This is a genomic window from Limimaricola pyoseonensis (assembly GCF_900102015.1).
Taxonomy (GTDB): Bacteria; Pseudomonadota; Alphaproteobacteria; order Rhodobacterales; family Rhodobacteraceae; genus Limimaricola; species Limimaricola pyoseonensis.
Map to the genome: position 1 here is coordinate 35,165 of NZ_FNAT01000014.1, position 17,469 is coordinate 52,633.

The following is a 17,469-nucleotide window of genomic DNA, read 5'->3' on the forward strand; positions in this document are numbered from 1 at the left end:
CTAGAGCAGCCGGTAGTCGCGCGCCCGCTGGATCGCCTCGGCCGTTGTCCGGGCGAGCAGCGTGGTCCGCGCCGAGGCCAGTCGGGCCTTCAGCGCGCTCTCCGAGATATGGAGCTTCGCGGCGGCAGCTGCGTGTCGGTCCCCCTCGGCGATCAGCCTCAGAGCCTCGATTTGAGCGTTCGTCAGTGACTTCGGGGGCTCGGTGATGTCGTGCAGATGGCTGATGAGGCTCTTGAAGGCCTCTATCTCGTCATCCGTGAACTCGCGATCCTCCCGCGACGCGGAAGCGATCGTGCGCGATTTCATCGGGCCGCAGGACACGGCCAGACCGTACACCATGCCGAATTCGCGAGCCTGTCCGAGAATGTCGAACGGGTCGGGAATCTCAATCTCGCTCCAGCGCGTCGATCCGGTCGTACTGAACCCCCAGGCGATGATCGGATCTCGGAGCGCGTAGGCCTCCTCTGTATATCTATCGGTCCATCCCTCGGGGTAGGTCTGATAGCTCAGCAGCGGCAGGGCGAAGCGGATGTGCAGGGCGAAGAAGAAGCCGCCCGGCGCTAGGCTCGCCAATTTTCGCGTCTGAAGATCAATACCAGCTCTAAGAGACATGACTTTTTAGACAGTTATCCGAGTGTTCGGTCAATCCGAATATGGCCGAAAAATGGCGAAGTCCGGGAGGTTGCAGTAAGGATGCCACAGCAACGAAACGCAAAACGCCCCGCCTGTCGAGGCGGGGCGTTCATGGCGTCGCGTCACCTTGCGGCGATCACTCCTCGGCGGCGTCCTCGGCCTCGAGGCGGGCACGGTCGGCGGCGCCCTTGGCGTCGACGTCGCGGTCGACGAATTCGATGATCGCCATCGGCGCCATGTCGCCGTAGCGGAAGCCGGCCTTCAGCACGCGGACATAGCCGCCCTGACGCTCGGCGTAGCGGGGCCCGAGCACCTCGAACAGCTTGGCGACATGCGCGTCCTGCTTGAGCTGCGCCGCGGCTTGGCGGCGGGCGTGCAGGTCACCGCGCTTGCCGAGCGTGACGAGCTTCTCGATCACGCGGCGCAGGTCCTTGGCCTTGGGCAGCGTGGTCTTGATCTGCTCGTGCTCGATCAGCGAGCCGGCGAGGTTCGAGAACAGCGCCTTGCGGTGCTCGTGGGTGCGGTTCAGGCGGCGGTAGCCACTTCCATGACGCATTGGGTCTTCCTTTCAGCGTTTTGCTTTGTCCGGCGGCCGATGCGTGTCGACCGCTCTCCTTGGGGCGGGATGCCCGGTGCGGGGAGGGTCGCCCCTCCCCTGCGGATCTCAGAACTGGTCTTCGAACTTCTTGGCCAGCTCTTCGATGTTGTCCGGCGGCCAGTCCTCGACGTCCATGCCGAGATGCAGGCCCATGCCCGAGAGCACTTCCTTGATCTCGTTGAGCGACTTGCGGCCGAAGTTCGGGGTGCGGAGCATCTCGGCTTCGGTCTTCTGGATCAGGTCGCCGATATAGACGATGTTGTCGTTCTTCAGGCAGTTCGCCGAGCGCACCGAAAGCTCGAGCTCGTCGACCTTCTTCAGCAGCAGCGGGTTGAACTCGAGACCGTCGTCGAGCGCGCCGGCCGAGGCCGACTCGGGCTCGTCGAAGTTGACGAAGATCGACAGCTGGTCCTGCAGGATGCGGGCGGCGTAGGCCACCGCGTCCTCGGGGGTGATCGAGCCGTCGGTCTCGACCTTCATGGTCAGCTTGTCATAGTCGAGCACCTGGCCCTCGCGGGTCGGCTGCACGTCGTAGGAGACCTTCTTGACCGGCGAGTAGATCGCGTCGATGGCGATCATGCCGATCGGCGCGTCCTCGGGCTTGTTGCGGTCGGCCGCGACGTAGCCCTTGCCGGTGTTGACGGTCAGCTCCATGTAGAGCGACGCGCCGTCGTCGAGGTGGCAGATCACGTGATCCTTGTTGAGGATCTCGATGCCCGCGCTTTCGGAGATGTCGCCGGCGGTGACCACGCCGGGGCCGGTGGCCTGGACGGAGAGACGCTTGGGGCCCTCGACATCCATGCGGATGGCGACGCCCTTGAGGTTCAGCACGACATCGGTGACGTCTTCGCGCACGCCCGAGATCGAGGAGAACTCGTGCAGCACGTTGTCGATCTGGACGGAGGTGATCGCGGCGCCCTGCAGCGAGGACATCAGCACCCGGCGCAGCGCGTTGCCCAAGGTCAGGCCGAAGCCCCGCTCAAGCGGCTCGGCCACGACGGTGGCCTGACGTGCCGGATCGTTGCCCGGCCGGACGTCGAGCTGCGTCGGCTTGATCAGCTCGGCCCAATTCTTGTGGATCATGCGTCCCTCCATTCCTGTCCGTGCTCCATGGTCCCGAAGAGCCGGACGCCCGAGGTTTCTAAATGACGGACCGGGGCCGCGCAAATGCGCAGCCCCGGCAAGCTTCTGACGGATCAGACGCGGCGGCGCTTCGGCGGGCGGCAGCCGTTATGCGCGATCGGCGTCACGTCGCGGATCGAGGTGATGTTGAAGCCGACGGCGGCGAGGGCGCGCAGCGCGCTCTCGCGGCCCGAACCGGGGCCCTGCACCTCGACCTCGAGGGTCTTGACACCGTGCTCCTGGGCCTTGCGGCCCGCATCCTCGGCGGCGAGCTGGGCGGCGTAGGGAGTCGACTTGCGCGAGCCCTTGAAGCCCATCGTGCCGGCCGACGACCAGGAGATCGCGTTGCCCTGCACGTCCGAGATCAGGATCTTGGTGTTGTTGAACGAAGAGTTCACATGCGCCACGCCGGCGGCGATGTTCTTGGAGACCTTCTTCTTGCCTCCGCGACGGGTATCACGTGCCATCGAAGCGCCTCCTTATTTCTTCTTGCCGGCAATGGCCTTCGCGGGGCCCTTGCGCGTGCGTGCGTTGGTGTGGGTGCGCTGGCCGCGGACCGGCAGGTTGCGGCGGTGGCGCAGGCCACGGTAGCAGCCCAGATCCATCAGGCGCTTGATGTTCATCTGGGTCTCGCGGCGCAGGTCGCCCTCGACGGTCAGGTTGGCGTCGATGTGCTCGCGGATCGCCAGCACTTCGGCGTCGGACAGATCGTTGACCCGGCGGGTCACGTCGATGCCGACGGCTTCGCAGATCTGGCGGGCGGTGGTGTCACCGATGCCGGTGATGTAGGTCAGGGCGATCGGAACCCGCTTCGCAGTCGGGATGTTCACGCCGGCAATACGTGCCACGTTAAGCGTCCTTTCGTTGCGGCTCCGTAATGCCGGAGCCTTTTTTCACAACTGAGGCCCGGAAGGTCCGGGCCGCATCTGTCAAGGTGGTTCGCGTCGGTCACGGGGGCGACCCGTTCACCGATGCGAAATGATTCCCGTTCGGGATGGGGCTGTCTATGGGCTGGCGGGCGAAGGGTCAAGCCCCCCGCCCCGCCGCCCGGGGCCTCAGGCCCGCTCGGTCTCGCGGCCCAGCACCTCGGCCAGCTCCGCGGCCACGTCCTCGATCGGCGCGAGGCCGTTGACCGAGCGCAGCTCACCCTTGGCGTGGTAGTAGCCGATCAGCGGCGAGGTCTGCTTGTAATAGGCCAGAAGCCGCGTGCGCAGCGCGTCCTCGTTGTCGTCGGCGCGGCGGGTGAACTCGGTGTTGCCGCAGGTGCCGCACTTGCCGTCGGCCGGGATCGGCCGGGTGGTGTCGTGGTAGACCTCGCCGCAGCTGGCGCAGGTCGCCCGGCCGGTGATCCGCGCCACCAGCACCTCGTCGTCGACCCGCATCTCGATCGCGTGGTCGAGGCTCTGGCCCAGCTCCGAGAGCAGCTCGGCCAGCGCGTCGGCCTGCGCCAGCGTGCGCGGGAAGCCGTCGAAGATGTAGCCGCCCGAGGCCTGGCCCGAGGTCAGCTTCTCGCGGATCAGGCCGATGACGATCTCGTCGGTGACCAGCTCGCCGCGATCCATCACCGCCGCGACCCGCTGGCCCATCTCGGTGCCCGAGGAGCGCGCCTCGCGCAGCATGTCGCCGGTGGAGAGCTGGACCATGCCGCGCTCCTCGACCAGCCGCTTGGCCTGCGTGCCCTTGCCGGCGCCCGGCGGTCCCAGAAGAATGATGTTGGTCATCGACGCGCAGGCCCCCTCGCCTTGTTCTTTCCTGCCTTGCCGCCGCGCCGGCCGCGCAGCTGCGACTTCTCGATCAGCCCCTCGTACTGGTGGGCGAGCAGATGGCTCTGCACCTGCTGGATGGTGTCCATGCCGACCGACACGATGATCAGGATCGAGGTGCCGCCGAAATAGAACGGGATCGCCAGCTGGCTGCGCAGGATCTCGGGCAGAAGCGCCACCAGCGCCAGATAGGCCGAGCCGAGCACCAGGATGCGGTTGAGCACGTATTCCAGATACTCGGAGGTGCGCTTGCCGGGGCGGATGCCGGGCACGAAGCCGTTCTGGTTCTTCAGGTTGTCGGCCACGTCATCGGTCTTGAACGCCACTTCGCGGGTGTAGAAGTAGGTGAAGAAGATGATCATGCCGGCGAAGAAGATCAGGTAGAGCGGCTGGCCGGGGCCGAAATAGGCCAGGATCGTCGACATCACCGGTCCGGTCGAGCCGCCCGAGAAGGTCGAGAGCGTGGTCGGCAGCAAGAGCAGCGCCGAGGCGAAGATCGCCGGGATCACGCCCGCCGGGTTCACCTTGATCGGCAGGTGCGAGGAGCCGCCGTCATAGACCTTCATGCCGACCTGACGGCGCGGGTACTGGATGTGGATCTTGCGCAGGCTGCGCTCCATGAACACCACGAAGGTCAGCACGCCGATCACCATGGCGATCACCAGCAGGATCACCGCCGGCGAGATCGCGCCCGAACGGCCCTGGCTCAGGAACTGCGCCAGCGCGGCCGGAATCTCGGCGATGATGCCGACGAAGATGATCAGCGAGATGCCGTTGCCGATGCCGCGGGCGGTGATCTGCTCGCCCAGCCACATCAGGAACATGGTGCCGCCCACCAGCGTGATCATGGTCGAGGCGCGGAAGAACAGCCCCGGATCGGTCACGAGATCGCCCGCCTCCAGCGACACGGCGAGGCCGTAGGCCTGGAAGGTCGCCAGCACCACGGTGAAGTAGCGGGTGTACTGGTTGATCTTCTTGCGGCCCTGCTCGCCTTCCTTCTTCAGCTGCTTGAGCGGCTCGTACATCGAGGCCATCAGCTGCACGATGATCGAGGCGGAGATGTAGGGCATGATGCCGAGGGCGAAGATGCCCATCCGGCTGAGCGCGCCGCCGGTGAACATCGACAGGATGCCGCCGATGCCTGCGGCCGCGCCTTCCATGAACTCGCGCAGCGCGGCGCCGTCGATCCCGGGAACCGGGATGAAGGTGCCGAGCCGGTAGACGATCAGGAGGCCGATCGTGAAGAGGATGCGCTGCCGCAGCTCGGTGGCCTTGCCGAAGGCCCCCCAGCTCATGTTGGCCGCCATCTGTTCTGCTGCTGATGCCATCGGGGCTCTCTTGTCATGTCAGCGCCGCCGGACCGGGGTTTCCGGTCGGCGGCGCGGGGAACATTCGGTGACGGAGGCCGGGAGCGCAAGGCCCCCGGCGACCGATTATTCGGCAGCGGCCGCCGGCGCGGTGACGGTCAGCTTGCCGCCGGCCTTCTCCACGGCCTCGACCGCGCCCTTCGAGGCGCCGGTCACGGCGATGTCGGCCTTGGCGCTGAACTCGCCCTTCGACAGCACGCGGATGCCGTCGCGCTTGCGGCGCACCAGGCCGGAGGCCACGAGCGCGTCCTCGGTGATCTGCTGGGCGGCGTCGATCTTGCCGGCGTCGATGAACTTCTGGATCAGGCCCAGGTTGACGATGGCATAGCGCTTGCGGTTCGGGACGTTGAAGCCACGCTTCGGCAGGCGCTGGTAGAGCGGCATCTGGCCGCCCTCGTAGCCCTTGATGGCCACGCCCGAGCGGGATTTCTGACCCTTGATGCCGCGGCCGCCCATCTTGCCGAGGCCGGAACCCGGGCCGCGGCCGACGCGCTTGGCTTTCTTGGCGGCGCCATCGTTGTCGCGCAGTTCGTGCAGTTTCATGTCGCTTCTCCTTGTGCCGGATGTGCCCCCCAGCGACGGATGGGACAAACGCGGCTTCATGTGACGGATTCGGGCCCGTTCGGGCCACCGGCGGCGTATACGATCCCCGGGCCGAGGATTCAATAGCCCCGGGCCGCGGCCAGGAGCACCGCCAGCCCCGCCGCGACCAGCCCGGCCCCGAGCCAGCGGCCGAAACCGGGCCCGCGCGGCGCCAGCTTCTCGGCCAGAACCACCAGCGCCAGGCCGGCGATCCACCACAGGTTCATCACCCCGCCCGCGAACAGCAGCACCATCAGCGCCCAGCAGCAGCCGAGGCAGTAGCCGCCATGGCCGAGCCCGGTCAGCAATGCGCCCCGGACGCCGCGCGCCCTGTGCCGCAGCAGCCAGTCCACCGGCGACCGGCAATGGCGCAGGCAGGCCCGCTTGGCCGGGGTGAACTGCCACAGGCCGGCCCCGAGCAGCATCGCGCCGGTCAGAACCGTGCTGGCGCTCGCCATGCCGGGCCCCAGAAGACCGCTTGCGGCAAGGCCCCATTGCGCCGCCGTGGCCGCGAGGCTGAAGCCGAGCCAGGCCAGCAGGTAGCCCGCCACGAAGACCGCGGCGCCGGCGAAGGGCGCGGCCCCCGTCGCGCGCCGGTTCAGCGCGGCGGCGAGCAGCACCACCGGCGCGGCCGAGGGCAGCATCATCGCCGCCATCATCACCCACCACATGGCGAGCATCATGGCCGCGTGCCCCGCGCTCCAGCCGTGGCCTGCCATGGTCATCCGCGCCATGCCGTCGCCGAGGCCGGGCGTCATGGCCGGCGCGGACGCCGGCATGCCCGGCCCCGCCAGCGTGTAGGCCCAGGCAAGGCCGGTCAGCGCGGCGAGAAGCGCGAGGCAAAGCGCGCGTTCATGCCGCAGCAGCTCGGCGACCGGGTCCGGGGCGGTCTCAGCCATGCACGACGCCGCGGCCGGAATGGCGCAGCTGGTTGAACTGGCCGTAGCTGTCGGAGAGATCGAGGGCGATGGCGCTGTCGGGGCCGCTGCGCGTGCTGGCGCTGCCGATCTCGGCGGTCTCAAACTCGATGCCGCCGGGGATCTGGATCCGCACCCGGTGCTCGCCGTCGGAATGCGGCGGCTTGATCGGGCGGCCGGTGCCGTCGATCACGCCGGGGATGGTGACATGCGCCCGGCGGGCGGCGATGTCGAGATCGATCTCGATGGGGAGGTAGAGCGTCGGATGCAGCGTGTCGGACATGGTCCGGTACACCCACCAATGCGTCGCGGCCTCCTCGGTCTCGCCGCCCTGCAGCACCTGCTCGAGCGCGGCGCGCTGGTCGGGCTCGGCGCGGGCGTCGATCACCGCCTGCAGCTCGCCGCCGCCCTCGAAGACCGGGCCGGGCCAGGCATAGAGCAGCGCCACCTTCAGCCCGTCGAGCCGCGTGTCGCCGAAATGGCCGCGGTCGATCCGCAGCGCCTCGAAGCCCCGGCAATGGCCGTGGGTCGGCAGGTCCTCGAACTGGCAGGGACAGCCATAGGCGCAGTTGCAGTTCGAGAAGGACTCGCCTTCGACATACCAATCGATCATGGCAGCGCTCCCCTAGCGGCCGCCATGCCCCATGCGCCGGGCGGCGCGGCGGGGGCCGGGCGGGTCGCGCCGGCCTCCGGCCCGCATCATAGCAGCGCCGCGCGAGTCGCGGGAGCACAAGCGAAAGGGGCGCCGCGGTTGCCCGCGACGCCCCTTCCCTGCGCTGAGCCGTGGCTCAGGCCTTTTCCTCGATGATCTGCACCAGGTGCGGGATCGAGTTGACCATGCCGCGCACCGAGGGGGTGTCCTCGAGTTCGCGGGTGCGGTTCATCTTGTTCAGCCCGAGACCCTTCAGCGTGGCCCGCTGGACGGCCGGGCGGCGGATCGGCGAGCCGATCTGCTTGACGACGATGGTTGCCATGTCCGGTCTCCTCAGGCTTCGGCCGCTTCCGGCGCAGCCTCTTCGGGCTTGCGCAGGATGTCGGCGACCTTCTTGCCGCGACGCTGGGCGACCGAGCGGGGCGACTGCTCCTGCTTCAGCGCGTCGAGCGTGGCGCGGATCATGTTGTACGGGTTCTGCGAGCCGAGCGACTTCGAGACCACGTCGTGCAGGCCGAGCATCTCGAACACCGCACGCATCGGGCCACCGGCAATGATGCCGGTACCCGCCGGGGCGGTGCGCAGCACGACGCGGCCCGCACCATGGCGGCCCTCGATGTCGTGATGCAGGGTCCGGCCCTCGCGCAGCGGCACCCGGATCAGGTTCCGGCGCGCCTGCTCGGTGGCCTTGCGGATGGCCTCGGGGACCTCCTTGGCCTTGCCCTTGCCGAAGCCCACGCGGCCCTTCTGGTCGCCGACGACGACGAGCGCCGCGAAACCGAAGCGCTTGCCGCCCTTCACGGTCTTCGACACCCGGTTGATCGCCACGAGACGATCGGCGAATTCCGGGTTCTCGTCGCGATCGCGGCGACGGTTGTCACGTTCTGCCATCTCTCGTCTCCTCAGATCTTCAGGCCGGCGTCACGCGCCGCATCCGCGAGCGCCTTGACACGGCCGTGGTACAGGAAGCCGCCACGGTCGAAGTAGGCTTCGGTGATACCGGCCTTCTTCGCGCGCTCGGCGATCGCCGCACCGATCTTGGCGGCCGCCTCGACGTTGTTCTGGCCGAGGACGCCGAGATCCTTCTCGAGCGTCGAGGCCGCGGCGAGGGTGACGCCGTTGACGTCGTCGATCAGCTGGACGCTGATGTTCTTGTTGCTGCGGTGCACGGAGAGCCGGGGACGGCCCGCGTTCACCTTGCGCAGCTTGCTCCGGACGCGCTGACGGCGCTTCAGGAACAGTTCCCGTTTGCTGTTTGCCATTGTTCGCGTCCTTACTTCTTCTTGCCTTCCTTGCGGAAGATGAACTCGCCCTTATAGCGGATGCCCTTGCCCTTGTAGGGCTCGGGGGCACGCCACTCGCGAATGTTCGCCGCAACCTGACCAACCTGCTGCTGATCGATGCCCTCGATCACCACCTCGGTGGGCTTGGGGGCGGTCACGGTGACGCCTTGCGGCACCTCGAAGTTCACGTCGTGGCTGTAGCCGAGCGAGAGCTTCAGCGTGTTGCCCTGCATCTGGGCGCGGTAACCCACACCCTGGATTTCGAGCTCCTTGCGGAAGCCGTTGGACACGCCAGTGACGAGGTTCTGCACCATCGAGCGGGTCATGCCCCACTGCTGGCGCGCGCGCTTGGACAGCCCGCGCGGAGTGATGGTCACCGCGTCGTTCTCGACCGCGAGCGTGATGTCGTCGGTCGCGGTGAAGCTGCGCGACCCTTTCGGGCCCTTCACTTCGACCGTCTGGCCGGAGACGTTGGCGGTCACGCCGCTGGGCAGAGCGACCGGGCGTTTGCCGATACGAGACATTATCCGGGCCCTCCTTAGAATACCGTGCAGAGCACTTCGCCGCCGACATTGGCGGCACGGGCGTTGGCATCCGACATCACACCCTTGGGGGTGGAGACGATGGAGACGCCGAGGCCCTGGCGCGGGGACGGCAGGTCCTTGACGCTCATGTAGACGCGGCGGCCGGGCTTGGAGACGCGCTGCAGCTCGCGGATCACCGGGGTGCCCTCGTAGTAGCGCAGGCTGATCTCGATCGCCGGGTGGCCGTCCTTGCCGGTCACCTTCTCGTAGCCGCGGATGTAGCCCTCGTCGGCCAGCACGTCGAGCACCCAGGCGCGGAGCTTGGAGGCGGGCGTGAGGACGGTGGACTTGTGACGCATCTGCGCGTTGCGGATGCGGGTCAGCATATCACCGATAGGATCGTTCATCTCTGGACCCTCCTTACCAGCTCGACTTGACCATGCCGGGGATTTCCCCGTTCGAGCCGAGCTCGCGCAGCATGATCCGGCTGAGTTTCAGCTTGCGGTAGTAGGCGTGCGGACGCCCCGTCAGCTGGCAGCGGTTGTGAAGACGGGTGGGCGAGCTGTTGCGCGGCAGTTCGGCAAGCTTCAGGTTCGCCTTGAAGCGCTCTTCCACGGGCTTGTCTTTATCGTTCGCGATGGCCTTCAGCTCGGCGCGCTTGGCGGCGTATTTCGCCACCAGACGCTCGCGCTTCTTCTCGCGTTCGATCATGGATTTCTTGGCCATATCTCTCTTTCCTCCCGCGGATCAGCTGTTGAACGGCATGTTGAAATGCTTCAACAGCGCCTTCGCTTCCGCGTCGGTCTTCGCGGTGGTGCAGATGACGATGTCCAGGCCCCAGGCCTCGTCGATCTTGTCGAAATTGATCTCCGGGAACACGATGTGTTCCTTCAGGCCCATGGCGTAGTTGCCACGGCCGTCGAAGCTCTTGCCGGAGACGCCGCGGAAGTCGCGGACGCGCGGCAGGGCCACGGTGATCAGACGATCGAGGAATTCGTACATCCGGTCGCCACGCAGCGTGACCTTGGCGCCCAGCGGCATGTCTTCACGGACCCGGAAGCCGGCGATCGACTTCTTGGCCTTGGTGATGACGGCGCGCTGGCCGGCGATCGCGGTCAGGTCGTCCTGGGCGGACTTGGCCTTCTTCGAATCGCGAACGGCCTCGGCCCCGGCGCCGATGTTCAGGACGATCTTGTCCAGGCGCGGGATCTGCATGTCGTTCTTGTAGCCGAACTCCTCGCGGAGCTTGGCCTTGATCTCGTCGGCGAAGCTCGCCTTGAGACGCGGGGTGTAGTTGGCGGTATCGAGCATCAGATCGCGTCCCCGGTGGTCTTGGCGAAGCGGACCTTCTTGCCGTCTTCCTCGCGGAAGCCGACGCGGGTCGCCTTGCCGTTGGCATCGACGATGGCCAGGTTCGACAGGTCGATCGGCATCGCCTTCGGCTGGCGGCCGCCCTGCTCGGTCTGGCTCTGCTTGACGTGGCGGATGGCGACGTTCACGCCCTCGACCACGGCCTTGCCGGCCTTGGGATCAACCGACTGGATCTCGCCCTGCTTGCCCTTGTCCTTACCGGCGAGCACGACGACCTTGTCGCCCTTGCGGAGTTTGGCAGCCATTACAGCACCTCCGGCGCGAGCGAGATGATCTTCATGAAGTTCTTCGCGCGCAGCTCACGAACCACCGGCCCGAAGATACGGGTGCCGACCGGCTCGTTGTTGTTGTTGAGGATCACGGCCGCGTTGCGGTCGAACCGGATCGAGGTGCCGTCTTCGCGACGGACCTCCTTGGCGGTGCGCACGACGACGGCCTTGCGGACGTCGCCCTTCTTCACGCGGCCGCGCGGGATCGCTTCCTTGACCGACACCACGATGATGTCGCCCACGGACGCGTAACGGCGGTGCGAACCGCCGAGGACCTTGATGCACTGCACCCGGCGTGCGCCGGAGTTGTCAGCGACATCCAGATTGGTCTGCATCTGGATCATGGGTTACTCCCGACCTTTGGGGGGCTCTGGGGCCTTGTCCCCAGGGTTTCGTTGAGGGGGCGTCCGCCTTATTCGGCGATCACTTCCCAGCGCTTGGTCTTCGACTTCGGCGCACACTCCTGGATGCGGACGATGTCGCCCACGTTGAAGGTGTTCGCTTCGTCATGCGCCCGGTACTTCTTCGACTTCCGGACGGTCTTCTTCAGAACCGGATGGGTGAAGCGCCGCTCGACCGACACGGTGACGGTCTGGGCGTTCTGGTTCGAGGTCACGACGCCTTGCAGGATGCGTTTGGGCATGGGCTCAGGCCTCCGTGCCGGCGGCTTCGGCCGCCTTCTGGTTCAGAATGGTGTTCACGCGCGCGACGTCGCGACGGACGAGACGCATGCGTGCGGTGTTCTCGAGCTGGCCGGTGGCCTGCTGGAAGCGCAGGTTGAAGGCCTCTTTCTTCAGGTCTGCGAGCTGCTCGCGGAGCTGGTCCGCGGTCTTGTCGCGCAGTTCCTTGGCATGAAGCGCCATGTGGCTGTCCTTTCGACATCACCGGAAGGCCCCCGTCAGTAAGAAAGGGTCACCCTGATTCCGGTGGACTAGGTGAATGAGCGCTGTCCCTAGACGACATGGCCCGGGGATGCAAACGGAATCTCCGCCCGCCGCCCTGTGGCGGTCCGGGGCAAAGAAACGACCCCCGCCGGTCGCCCGGCGGGGGTCTTGTTCGGCTGTCGGGACCGGCGGCCCCAGGACCGGATTACCAGTCCTCGCGGACCACGGTGCGGGTCTTGATCGGCAGCTTCATCGCGGCCAGGCGCAGCGCTTCGCGCGCGACCGGCTCGCTGACGCCGTCGATCTCGAACATCACCCGGCCCGGCTTGACCTTGGCCGCCCAGAAGTCGACCGAGCCCTTGCCCTTACCCATCCGGACTTCGGTGGGCTTGGAGGTCACCGGCGTGTCCGGGAAGATCCGGATCCAGACCCGGCCCTGACGCTTCATGTGACGGGTCAGGGCGCGGCGCGCGGCTTCGATCTGGCGGGCGGTGATCCGCTCCGGCTGCAGGGCCTTCAGGCCGTAGCTGCCGAAATCGAGGTTGAAGCCGCCCTTGGCTTCGCCGTGGATCCGGCCCTTGTGCTGCTTGCGGAACTTTGTGCGCTTCGGCTGAAGCATGTCTCGCCCTCCTTACCGGCGGCCGCCGGCGCCGCGGGGCACGGGGCCCTCCTGCAGCTCGGCCTGTTTGCGGTCACGCGCCTGCGGATCATGCTCCATGATCTCGCCTTTGAAGATCCAGACCTTGATCCCGATGATGCCATAGGGGGTCTCGGCTTCGGAGAGCGCATAGTCGATGTCGGCGCGCAGCGTGTGCAGCGGCACGCGGCCCTCGCGGTACCACTCGGTGCGCGCGATCTCGGCACCGCCGAGGCGGCCCGCGACGTTGACGCGGATGCCCAAGGCACCCATGCGCATCGCGTTCTGCACGGCACGCTTCATGGCGCGGCGGAACGACACGCGACGCTCGAGCTGCTGGGCGATCGACTCGCCGACCAGCGCGGCGTCGAGCTCGGGCTTGCGGACCTCGACGATGTTGAGGTGCAGCTCCGAGGAGGTCAGCTTCGACAGCTTGTTGCGCAGCACCTCGATGTCCGCGCCCTTCTTGCCGATGATGACACCGGGACGGGCGGCGTGGATCGTCACCCGGCACTTGCGGTGCGGGCGCTCGATGATCACGCGGCTGACGCCGGCCTGCTTGGCTTCCTTCTTGATGAACTTCTTGATCGCGATGTCTTCAAGAAGGAGGTCGCCGTAGTCCTTGGTGTCGGCGTACCAGCGGCTGTCCCAGGTCCGGTTGACCTGGAGCCGCATGCCGACGGGGTTGACCTTGTTACCCATTAGGCTTGCTCCTCGACCTGACGGACCTTGATGGTGAGTTCCGAGAACGGCTTGACGATCTTGCCGAACCGGCCACGGGCCCGCGGACGGCCGCGCTTCATGACCAGGTTCTTGCCGACGAAGGCCTCGGCGACCACCAGCTCGTCGACGTCGAGATTGTGGTTGTTCTCGGCGTTCGCGATCGCGGACTGCAGGCACTTCTTGACGTCGCCGGCGATCCGCTTCTTCGAGAAGGTCAGGTCCGAAAGGGCCTTCTCCACCTTCTTGCCGCGGATCATCGCCGCGACGAGGTTGAGCTTCTGCGGGCTGGTGCGGAGCATCCGGGTCTTCGCCATCGCCTCGTTGTCGGCGACGCGGCGGGGATTTTTGTCCTTGCTCATGGCTTACTTCCGCTTCGCTTTCTTGTCGGCGGCGTGACCGTAATAGGTCCGGGTCGGCGCGTATTCACCGAACTTCTGACCGATCATGTCTTCGCTGACGTTGACGGGGACGTGCTTGTGACCGTTGTACACGCCGAAGGTCAGGCCCACGAACTGGGGCAGGATCGTCGAACGGCGCGACCAGATCTTGATCACTTCGTTGCGGCCGGACTCGCGCGACGCTTCGGCTTTCTTAAGCACGTAGGCGTCGACGAAAGGGCCTTTCCAAACAGAACGAGCCATGTGTTAACGGCCTTTCTTGCGAGCGTGGCGCGAGCGAAGGATGAGCTTCGACGACGCCTTGTTCTTGTCACGGGTGCGGGCACCCTTGGTCGGCTTGCCCCAGGGGGTCACGGGGTGGCGGCCGCCCGAGGTCCGACCTTCACCACCGCCATGCGGGTGGTCGATCGGGTTCATCGCGACGCCGCGCACGGCGGGACGCTTGCCGAAGTGGCGGGTGCGACCGGCCTTGCCGATGTTCTGGTTCGAGTTGTCGGCGTTCGAGACCGCGCCGACCGTCGCCATGCACTCCTGGCGGACGAGACGCAGCTCGCCGGAGGAGAGACGGATCTGGGCGTAGCCGCCGTCACGGCCGACGAACTGGGCGTAGGTGCCCGCGGCGCGCGCGATCTGGCCGCCCTTGCCGGGCTTCATCTCGATGTTGTGCACGATCGTGCCGATCGGCATGCCCGAGAAGGGCATCGCGTTGCCGGGCTTGATGTCGACCTTCGCGCCGGCCACGACCTTGTCGCCGATCGAGACGCGCTGCGGCGCCAGGATGTAGGCCTGCTCGCCGTCCTCGTACTGGATCAGGGCGATGAAGGCGGTGCGGTTCGGGTCGTATTCGATCCGCGCGATCACAGCCGGCATGTCCAGCTTGGTGCGCTTGAAATCGACGATCCGGTAGAGGCGCTTGGCGCCGCCACCACGGCGGCGTGCGGTGATACGTCCGGTGTTGTTCCGGCCGCCCGACTTGGTCAGACCCTCGGTGAGGGCCTTGACGGGGCGTCCTTTCCAAAGCTCCGAACGGTCGATCAGCACCAGCCCGCGCTGGCCAGGCGTCGTCGGCTTGTACGACTTGAGTGCCATGCTTTGTGTCTTCCGTTGCTTTGCGGGCCCATCGGGCCCGGTCGTTGAAGGGCCCCGAAGGTCCCCGGTGAAAAAGGGCCCCGAAGGTCCCCTGCGGTCAAAAGGAGCGGCCCCGGACGAATCCGGGGCCGCGCCGATGGGTCCTGCTATTAAAGACCCGTGGAGACGTCAATGCTGTTGCCCTCTTCGAGGGTCACATAGGCCTTCTTGACGTCCTTGCGGGTGCCGAGATTGCCGCGGAACCGCTTGGTCTTGCCCTTGGTCACGACGGTGTTCACCGACTTGACCTTGACGTTGAAGAGGGCCTCGACGGCCTCCTTGATCTGCGGCTTGGCGGCGTCGATCGACACCTCGAAGACCACCGCGTTGGCCTCGGAGGCCAGGGTCGCCTTCTCGGTGATGACCGGCTTGCGGATCACGTCGTAATGTTCGGGTTTCGCGCTCATTTCAGGCGAGCCTCCAGAGCTTCGACCCCCGCCTTCGTGAGCACCAGCGTGTCACTGCGCAGGATGTCGTAGACGTTGGCGCCCATCGAGGGCAGCACGTCCAGGTTGGCGATGTTGCGCGCGGCCTGGGCGAAGCCCTCGTTGACCGCGGCGCCGTCGATCACGAGCGCCCGCTTCCAGCCCAGGTTCGCGACCTGCTTGGCCAGGGCCGAGGTCTTGCCCTCGGACTCGGCCGTGTCGATCACGACCAGCTCGCCCGCCTTCAGCTTGGCCGACAGCGCGTGCTTGAGGCCGAGCTTGCGGAACTTCTTGGGCAGGTCGTGCTCGTGGCTACGCGGGGTCGGGCCCTTGTAGACGCCACCGTGACGGAAGATCGGCGCCTTCTTGGAACCGTGGCGCGCGCCACCGGTGCCCTTCTGGCGGTAGATCTTCTTGGTCGAGTAGCTGACCTCCGAGCGGCCGAGCGTCGAATGCGTGCCCTGCTGGGCACGCGCCCGCTGCCACCGCACAACGCGGTGCAGGATGTCGGCGCGCGGCTCGAGACCGAAGATCGCCTCGTCGAGCTCGACCGAACCGGCGCTGGCGCCGTCCAGCTTGATCGCGTCAGCCTTCATTGTTCTCGCCTCCTTCAGCGGATTCCGCCGCGGCCTCGCCGGCCGTCATCTGGCTGCGCAGCGCGGCCGGGAAGACCACGTTCTCAGCCAGCGGCTTCTTCACGGCGTCCTTGACCGTGACCCAGCCGCCCTTGTTGCCGGGCACGGCGCCCTTGACCATGATCAGGCCGCGCTCGGGATCGGTCTTGATCACCTGCAGGTTCTGCGTGGTGACGCGGACCGCGCCCATGTGGCCGGCCATCTTCTTGCCCTTGAACACCTTGCCGGGGTCCTGGCACTGGCCGGTCGAGCCGTGCGAGCGGTGGCTGATCGACACGCCGTGCGAGGCGCGCAGGCCGCCGAAGTTGTGCCGCTTCATGGCACCGGCGAAGCCCTTACCGATCGAGGTGCCCGACACGTCGACGAACTGACCTTCGAAGTAGTGGTTGGCGACGATCTCCTCGCCGACCTCGATCAGGTTCTCGGGGGCGACGCGGAACTCGGCGACCTTGCGCTTGGGCTCGACCTTGGCGGCGGCGAAATGGCCGCGCATCGGCGCGCTCACGCGCTTGGCCTTGGCGGCGCCGGCGCCGAGCTGGACGGCGGTGTAGCCGTCACGCTCGACCGTGCGCTGCGCCACGACCTGCAGGTTGTCGAGTTGCAGCACGGTCACCGGGACCTGCTTGCCGTCCTCGAGGAACAGGCGGGTCATGCCCACCTTCTTGGCGATGACTCCGGAACGCAACATAGTCACCTCCCTCACACCTTGATTTCGACGTCGACGCCGGCAGCGAGGTCGAGCTTCATCAGCGCGTCCACGGTCTGCGGGGTCGGGTCGACGATGTCGAGCAGGCGCTTGTGCGTGCGGATCTCGAACTGGTCGCGCGACTTCTTGTCGATGTGCGGACCACGCAGAACCGTGAAGCGCTCGATCTTGTTCGGCAGCGGGATCGGTCCGCGGACCGAGGCGCCGGTGCGCTTGGCGGTGCTCACGATCTCCGCGGTGCTGGCGTCCAGCACGCGATAGTCGAAAGCCTTGAGCCGGATGCGGATATTCTGGCTTTGGGCGGCCATGGTTTTCCCCTTCAAGGGTTCGGGTCGAGAGGTGGGCCGGGCCTCATGCCCGGCCCACGTCGGACCCGTCGTAAAAGTGGTGCGGGGCGGGCGCGAACCCGCCCCGCGGCGACGACCTGAAAGGGGTCGTCGTTACTCGATGATCTTGGCGACGACGCCGGCGCCGACGGTGCGGCCGCCTTCACGGATGGCGAAGCGCAGGCCGTCTTCCATGGCGATCGGGGCGATCAGCTCGACGTTGAACTTCAGGTTGTCGCCCGGCATCACCATCTCGGTGCCTTCCGGCAGCACGACGGTGCCGGTGACATCGGTGGTGCGGAAGTAGAACTGCGGCCGGTAGTTGGCGAAGAACGGGGTGTGGCGGCCGCCCTCCTCCTTGGTGAGGATGTAGGCCTCGGCCTCGAACTTGGTGTGCGGCTTGACCGAGCCGGGCTTGCACAGCACCTGGCCGCGCTCGACGCCCTCACGGTCGACGCCGCGCAGCAGCGCGCCGATGTTGTCGCCCGCCTCGCCGCGGTCGAGCAGCTTGCGGAACATCTCGACG

Annotated in this window: 31 protein-coding genes; all 31 read right to left on the reverse strand. The window is 66.9% G+C overall.

Going from position 1 to position 17,469, the window contains the following annotated elements; genetic code table 11:
* Nucleotides 1–612, reverse strand: a complete 612-nt coding sequence (locus tag BLT43_RS18015) for an autoinducer binding domain-containing protein (protein WP_090115178.1) — start codon at nt 610–612, stop codon at nt 1–3.
* A 157-nt stretch (nt 613–769) separates the two neighbouring features.
* Nucleotides 770–1,189, reverse strand: coding sequence for a 50S ribosomal protein L17 (gene rplQ, locus BLT43_RS18020; protein ID WP_090115180.1), 420 nt, complete (start codon nt 1,187–1,189; stop codon nt 770–772).
* 108 nt (nt 1,190–1,297) lie between these two features.
* Nucleotides 1,298–2,314 carry a DNA-directed RNA polymerase subunit alpha gene (locus BLT43_RS18025; protein WP_165612668.1) on the reverse strand — a complete coding sequence of 339 codons (1,017 nt, stop codon included), beginning with the start codon at nt 2,312–2,314 and terminating at the stop codon, nt 1,298–1,300.
* Nucleotides 2,315–2,427: 113 nt separating this feature from the next.
* Entirely contained in the window at nt 2,428–2,820 is a 393-nt protein-coding gene (rpsK, locus tag BLT43_RS18030; protein WP_072780049.1) for a 30S ribosomal protein S11, read from the reverse strand.
* 12 nt (nt 2,821–2,832) lie between these two features.
* Entirely contained in the window at nt 2,833–3,201 is a 369-nt protein-coding gene (gene rpsM / locus BLT43_RS18035) for a 30S ribosomal protein S13 (protein WP_090115184.1), read from the reverse strand.
* A gap of 207 nt (nt 3,202–3,408) precedes the next feature.
* Complete coding sequence (locus tag BLT43_RS18040; RefSeq protein ID WP_090115186.1) at nt 3,409–4,074, reverse strand: adenylate kinase; 666 nt, start codon at nt 4,072–4,074, stop codon at nt 3,409–3,411.
* Nucleotides 4,071–5,444: a preprotein translocase subunit SecY gene (gene secY / locus BLT43_RS18045; protein ID WP_090115188.1), complete on the reverse strand. Its 1,374-nt coding sequence runs from the start codon at nt 5,442–5,444 to the stop codon at nt 4,071–4,073. The genes BLT43_RS18040 and secY overlap by 4 nt, the downstream gene beginning before the upstream one ends.
* A 105-nt stretch (nt 5,445–5,549) precedes the next feature.
* On the reverse strand, nt 5,550–6,026 hold the full coding sequence (gene rplO, locus BLT43_RS18050; RefSeq protein WP_090115190.1) for a 50S ribosomal protein L15: 477 nt from the start codon (nt 6,024–6,026) through the stop codon (nt 5,550–5,552).
* A 119-nt stretch (nt 6,027–6,145) separates the two neighbouring features.
* Complete coding sequence (locus BLT43_RS18055) at nt 6,146–6,964, reverse strand: DUF2182 domain-containing protein (RefSeq protein ID WP_090115191.1); 819 nt, start codon at nt 6,962–6,964, stop codon at nt 6,146–6,148.
* Nucleotides 6,957–7,595, reverse strand: coding sequence for a DUF1326 domain-containing protein (locus BLT43_RS18060; RefSeq protein ID WP_090115193.1), 639 nt, complete (start codon nt 7,593–7,595; stop codon nt 6,957–6,959). The genes BLT43_RS18055 and BLT43_RS18060 overlap by 8 nt, the downstream gene beginning before the upstream one ends.
* A 175-nt stretch (nt 7,596–7,770) precedes the next feature.
* Nucleotides 7,771–7,956 (reverse strand): 50S ribosomal protein L30, encoded by a 186-nt coding sequence (rpmD, locus tag BLT43_RS18065; RefSeq protein WP_090115195.1) that lies wholly within the window; start codon nt 7,954–7,956, stop codon nt 7,771–7,773.
* 11 nt (nt 7,957–7,967) lie between these two features.
* Entirely contained in the window at nt 7,968–8,525 is a 558-nt protein-coding gene (gene rpsE, locus BLT43_RS18070) for a 30S ribosomal protein S5 (RefSeq protein WP_090115197.1), read from the reverse strand.
* 11 nt (nt 8,526–8,536) lie between these two features.
* Entirely contained in the window at nt 8,537–8,896 is a 360-nt protein-coding gene (gene rplR, locus BLT43_RS18075; protein ID WP_090115199.1) for a 50S ribosomal protein L18, read from the reverse strand.
* An 11-nt stretch (nt 8,897–8,907) separates the two neighbouring features.
* Complete coding sequence (gene rplF, locus BLT43_RS18080) at nt 8,908–9,441, reverse strand: 50S ribosomal protein L6 (RefSeq protein WP_090115201.1); 534 nt, start codon at nt 9,439–9,441, stop codon at nt 8,908–8,910.
* 14 nt (nt 9,442–9,455) lie between these two features.
* Nucleotides 9,456–9,848 (reverse strand): 30S ribosomal protein S8, encoded by a 393-nt coding sequence (gene rpsH, locus BLT43_RS18085; protein ID WP_090115203.1) that lies wholly within the window; start codon nt 9,846–9,848, stop codon nt 9,456–9,458.
* Between the two features lie 13 nt (nt 9,849–9,861).
* Entirely contained in the window at nt 9,862–10,167 is a 306-nt protein-coding gene (gene rpsN / locus BLT43_RS18090) for a 30S ribosomal protein S14 (protein WP_090115205.1), read from the reverse strand.
* Nucleotides 10,168–10,188: 21 nt separating this feature from the next.
* Entirely contained in the window at nt 10,189–10,752 is a 564-nt protein-coding gene (gene rplE, locus BLT43_RS18095) for a 50S ribosomal protein L5 (protein WP_090115207.1), read from the reverse strand.
* Entirely contained in the window at nt 10,752–11,057 is a 306-nt protein-coding gene (gene rplX / locus BLT43_RS18100) for a 50S ribosomal protein L24 (protein WP_090115209.1), read from the reverse strand. The genes rplE and rplX overlap by 1 nt, the downstream gene beginning before the upstream one ends.
* The gene (gene rplN / locus BLT43_RS18105; protein WP_017928025.1) at nt 11,057–11,425 is read right to left on the reverse strand and encodes a 50S ribosomal protein L14; all 369 of its coding nucleotides are present in this window, start codon (nt 11,423–11,425) and stop codon (nt 11,057–11,059) included. Before rplN ends, rplX begins: the two co-directional genes overlap by 1 nt.
* Before the next feature lie 68 nt (nt 11,426–11,493).
* A complete protein-coding gene (gene rpsQ, locus BLT43_RS18110; RefSeq protein WP_090115211.1) occupies nt 11,494–11,724 on the reverse strand; it encodes a 30S ribosomal protein S17 in 231 nt (76 codons plus the stop codon).
* 4 nt (nt 11,725–11,728) lie between these two features.
* Nucleotides 11,729–11,944: a 50S ribosomal protein L29 gene (rpmC, locus tag BLT43_RS18115; RefSeq protein WP_090115213.1), complete on the reverse strand. Its 216-nt coding sequence runs from the start codon at nt 11,942–11,944 to the stop codon at nt 11,729–11,731.
* Between the two features lie 226 nt (nt 11,945–12,170).
* A complete protein-coding gene (gene rplP, locus BLT43_RS18120) occupies nt 12,171–12,584 on the reverse strand; it encodes a 50S ribosomal protein L16 (RefSeq protein ID WP_090115215.1) in 414 nt (137 codons plus the stop codon).
* A 12-nt stretch (nt 12,585–12,596) separates the two neighbouring features.
* The gene (gene rpsC / locus BLT43_RS18125; RefSeq protein ID WP_090115216.1) at nt 12,597–13,304 is read right to left on the reverse strand and encodes a 30S ribosomal protein S3; all 708 of its coding nucleotides are present in this window, start codon (nt 13,302–13,304) and stop codon (nt 12,597–12,599) included.
* The gene (gene rplV / locus BLT43_RS18130; protein WP_090115218.1) at nt 13,304–13,684 is read right to left on the reverse strand and encodes a 50S ribosomal protein L22; all 381 of its coding nucleotides are present in this window, start codon (nt 13,682–13,684) and stop codon (nt 13,304–13,306) included. Before rplV ends, rpsC begins: the two co-directional genes overlap by 1 nt.
* Nucleotides 13,685–13,687: 3 nt before the next feature.
* The gene (gene rpsS, locus BLT43_RS18135) at nt 13,688–13,966 is read right to left on the reverse strand and encodes a 30S ribosomal protein S19 (RefSeq protein ID WP_090115220.1); all 279 of its coding nucleotides are present in this window, start codon (nt 13,964–13,966) and stop codon (nt 13,688–13,690) included.
* 3 nt (nt 13,967–13,969) lie between these two features.
* Complete coding sequence (gene rplB / locus BLT43_RS18140; protein ID WP_090115222.1) at nt 13,970–14,812, reverse strand: 50S ribosomal protein L2; 843 nt, start codon at nt 14,810–14,812, stop codon at nt 13,970–13,972.
* Between the two features lie 149 nt (nt 14,813–14,961).
* On the reverse strand, nt 14,962–15,258 hold the full coding sequence (locus tag BLT43_RS18145) for a 50S ribosomal protein L23 (RefSeq protein ID WP_090115224.1): 297 nt from the start codon (nt 15,256–15,258) through the stop codon (nt 14,962–14,964).
* Entirely contained in the window at nt 15,255–15,872 is a 618-nt protein-coding gene (gene rplD, locus BLT43_RS18150) for a 50S ribosomal protein L4 (protein WP_090115226.1), read from the reverse strand. The genes BLT43_RS18145 and rplD overlap by 4 nt, the downstream gene beginning before the upstream one ends.
* Nucleotides 15,862–16,599 (reverse strand): 50S ribosomal protein L3, encoded by a 738-nt coding sequence (rplC, locus tag BLT43_RS18155; RefSeq protein ID WP_242652355.1) that lies wholly within the window; start codon nt 16,597–16,599, stop codon nt 15,862–15,864. The genes rplD and rplC overlap by 11 nt, the downstream gene beginning before the upstream one ends.
* Before the next feature lie 11 nt (nt 16,600–16,610).
* Nucleotides 16,611–16,925: a 30S ribosomal protein S10 gene (gene rpsJ, locus BLT43_RS18160; protein WP_017928013.1), complete on the reverse strand. Its 315-nt coding sequence runs from the start codon at nt 16,923–16,925 to the stop codon at nt 16,611–16,613.
* A gap of 132 nt (nt 16,926–17,057) precedes the next feature.
* Nucleotides 17,058–17,469, reverse strand: a 412-nt coding sequence (locus tag BLT43_RS18165; RefSeq protein WP_479724261.1) for an EF-Tu C-terminal domain-related protein, incomplete at its 5' end; no start/stop codon positions are given.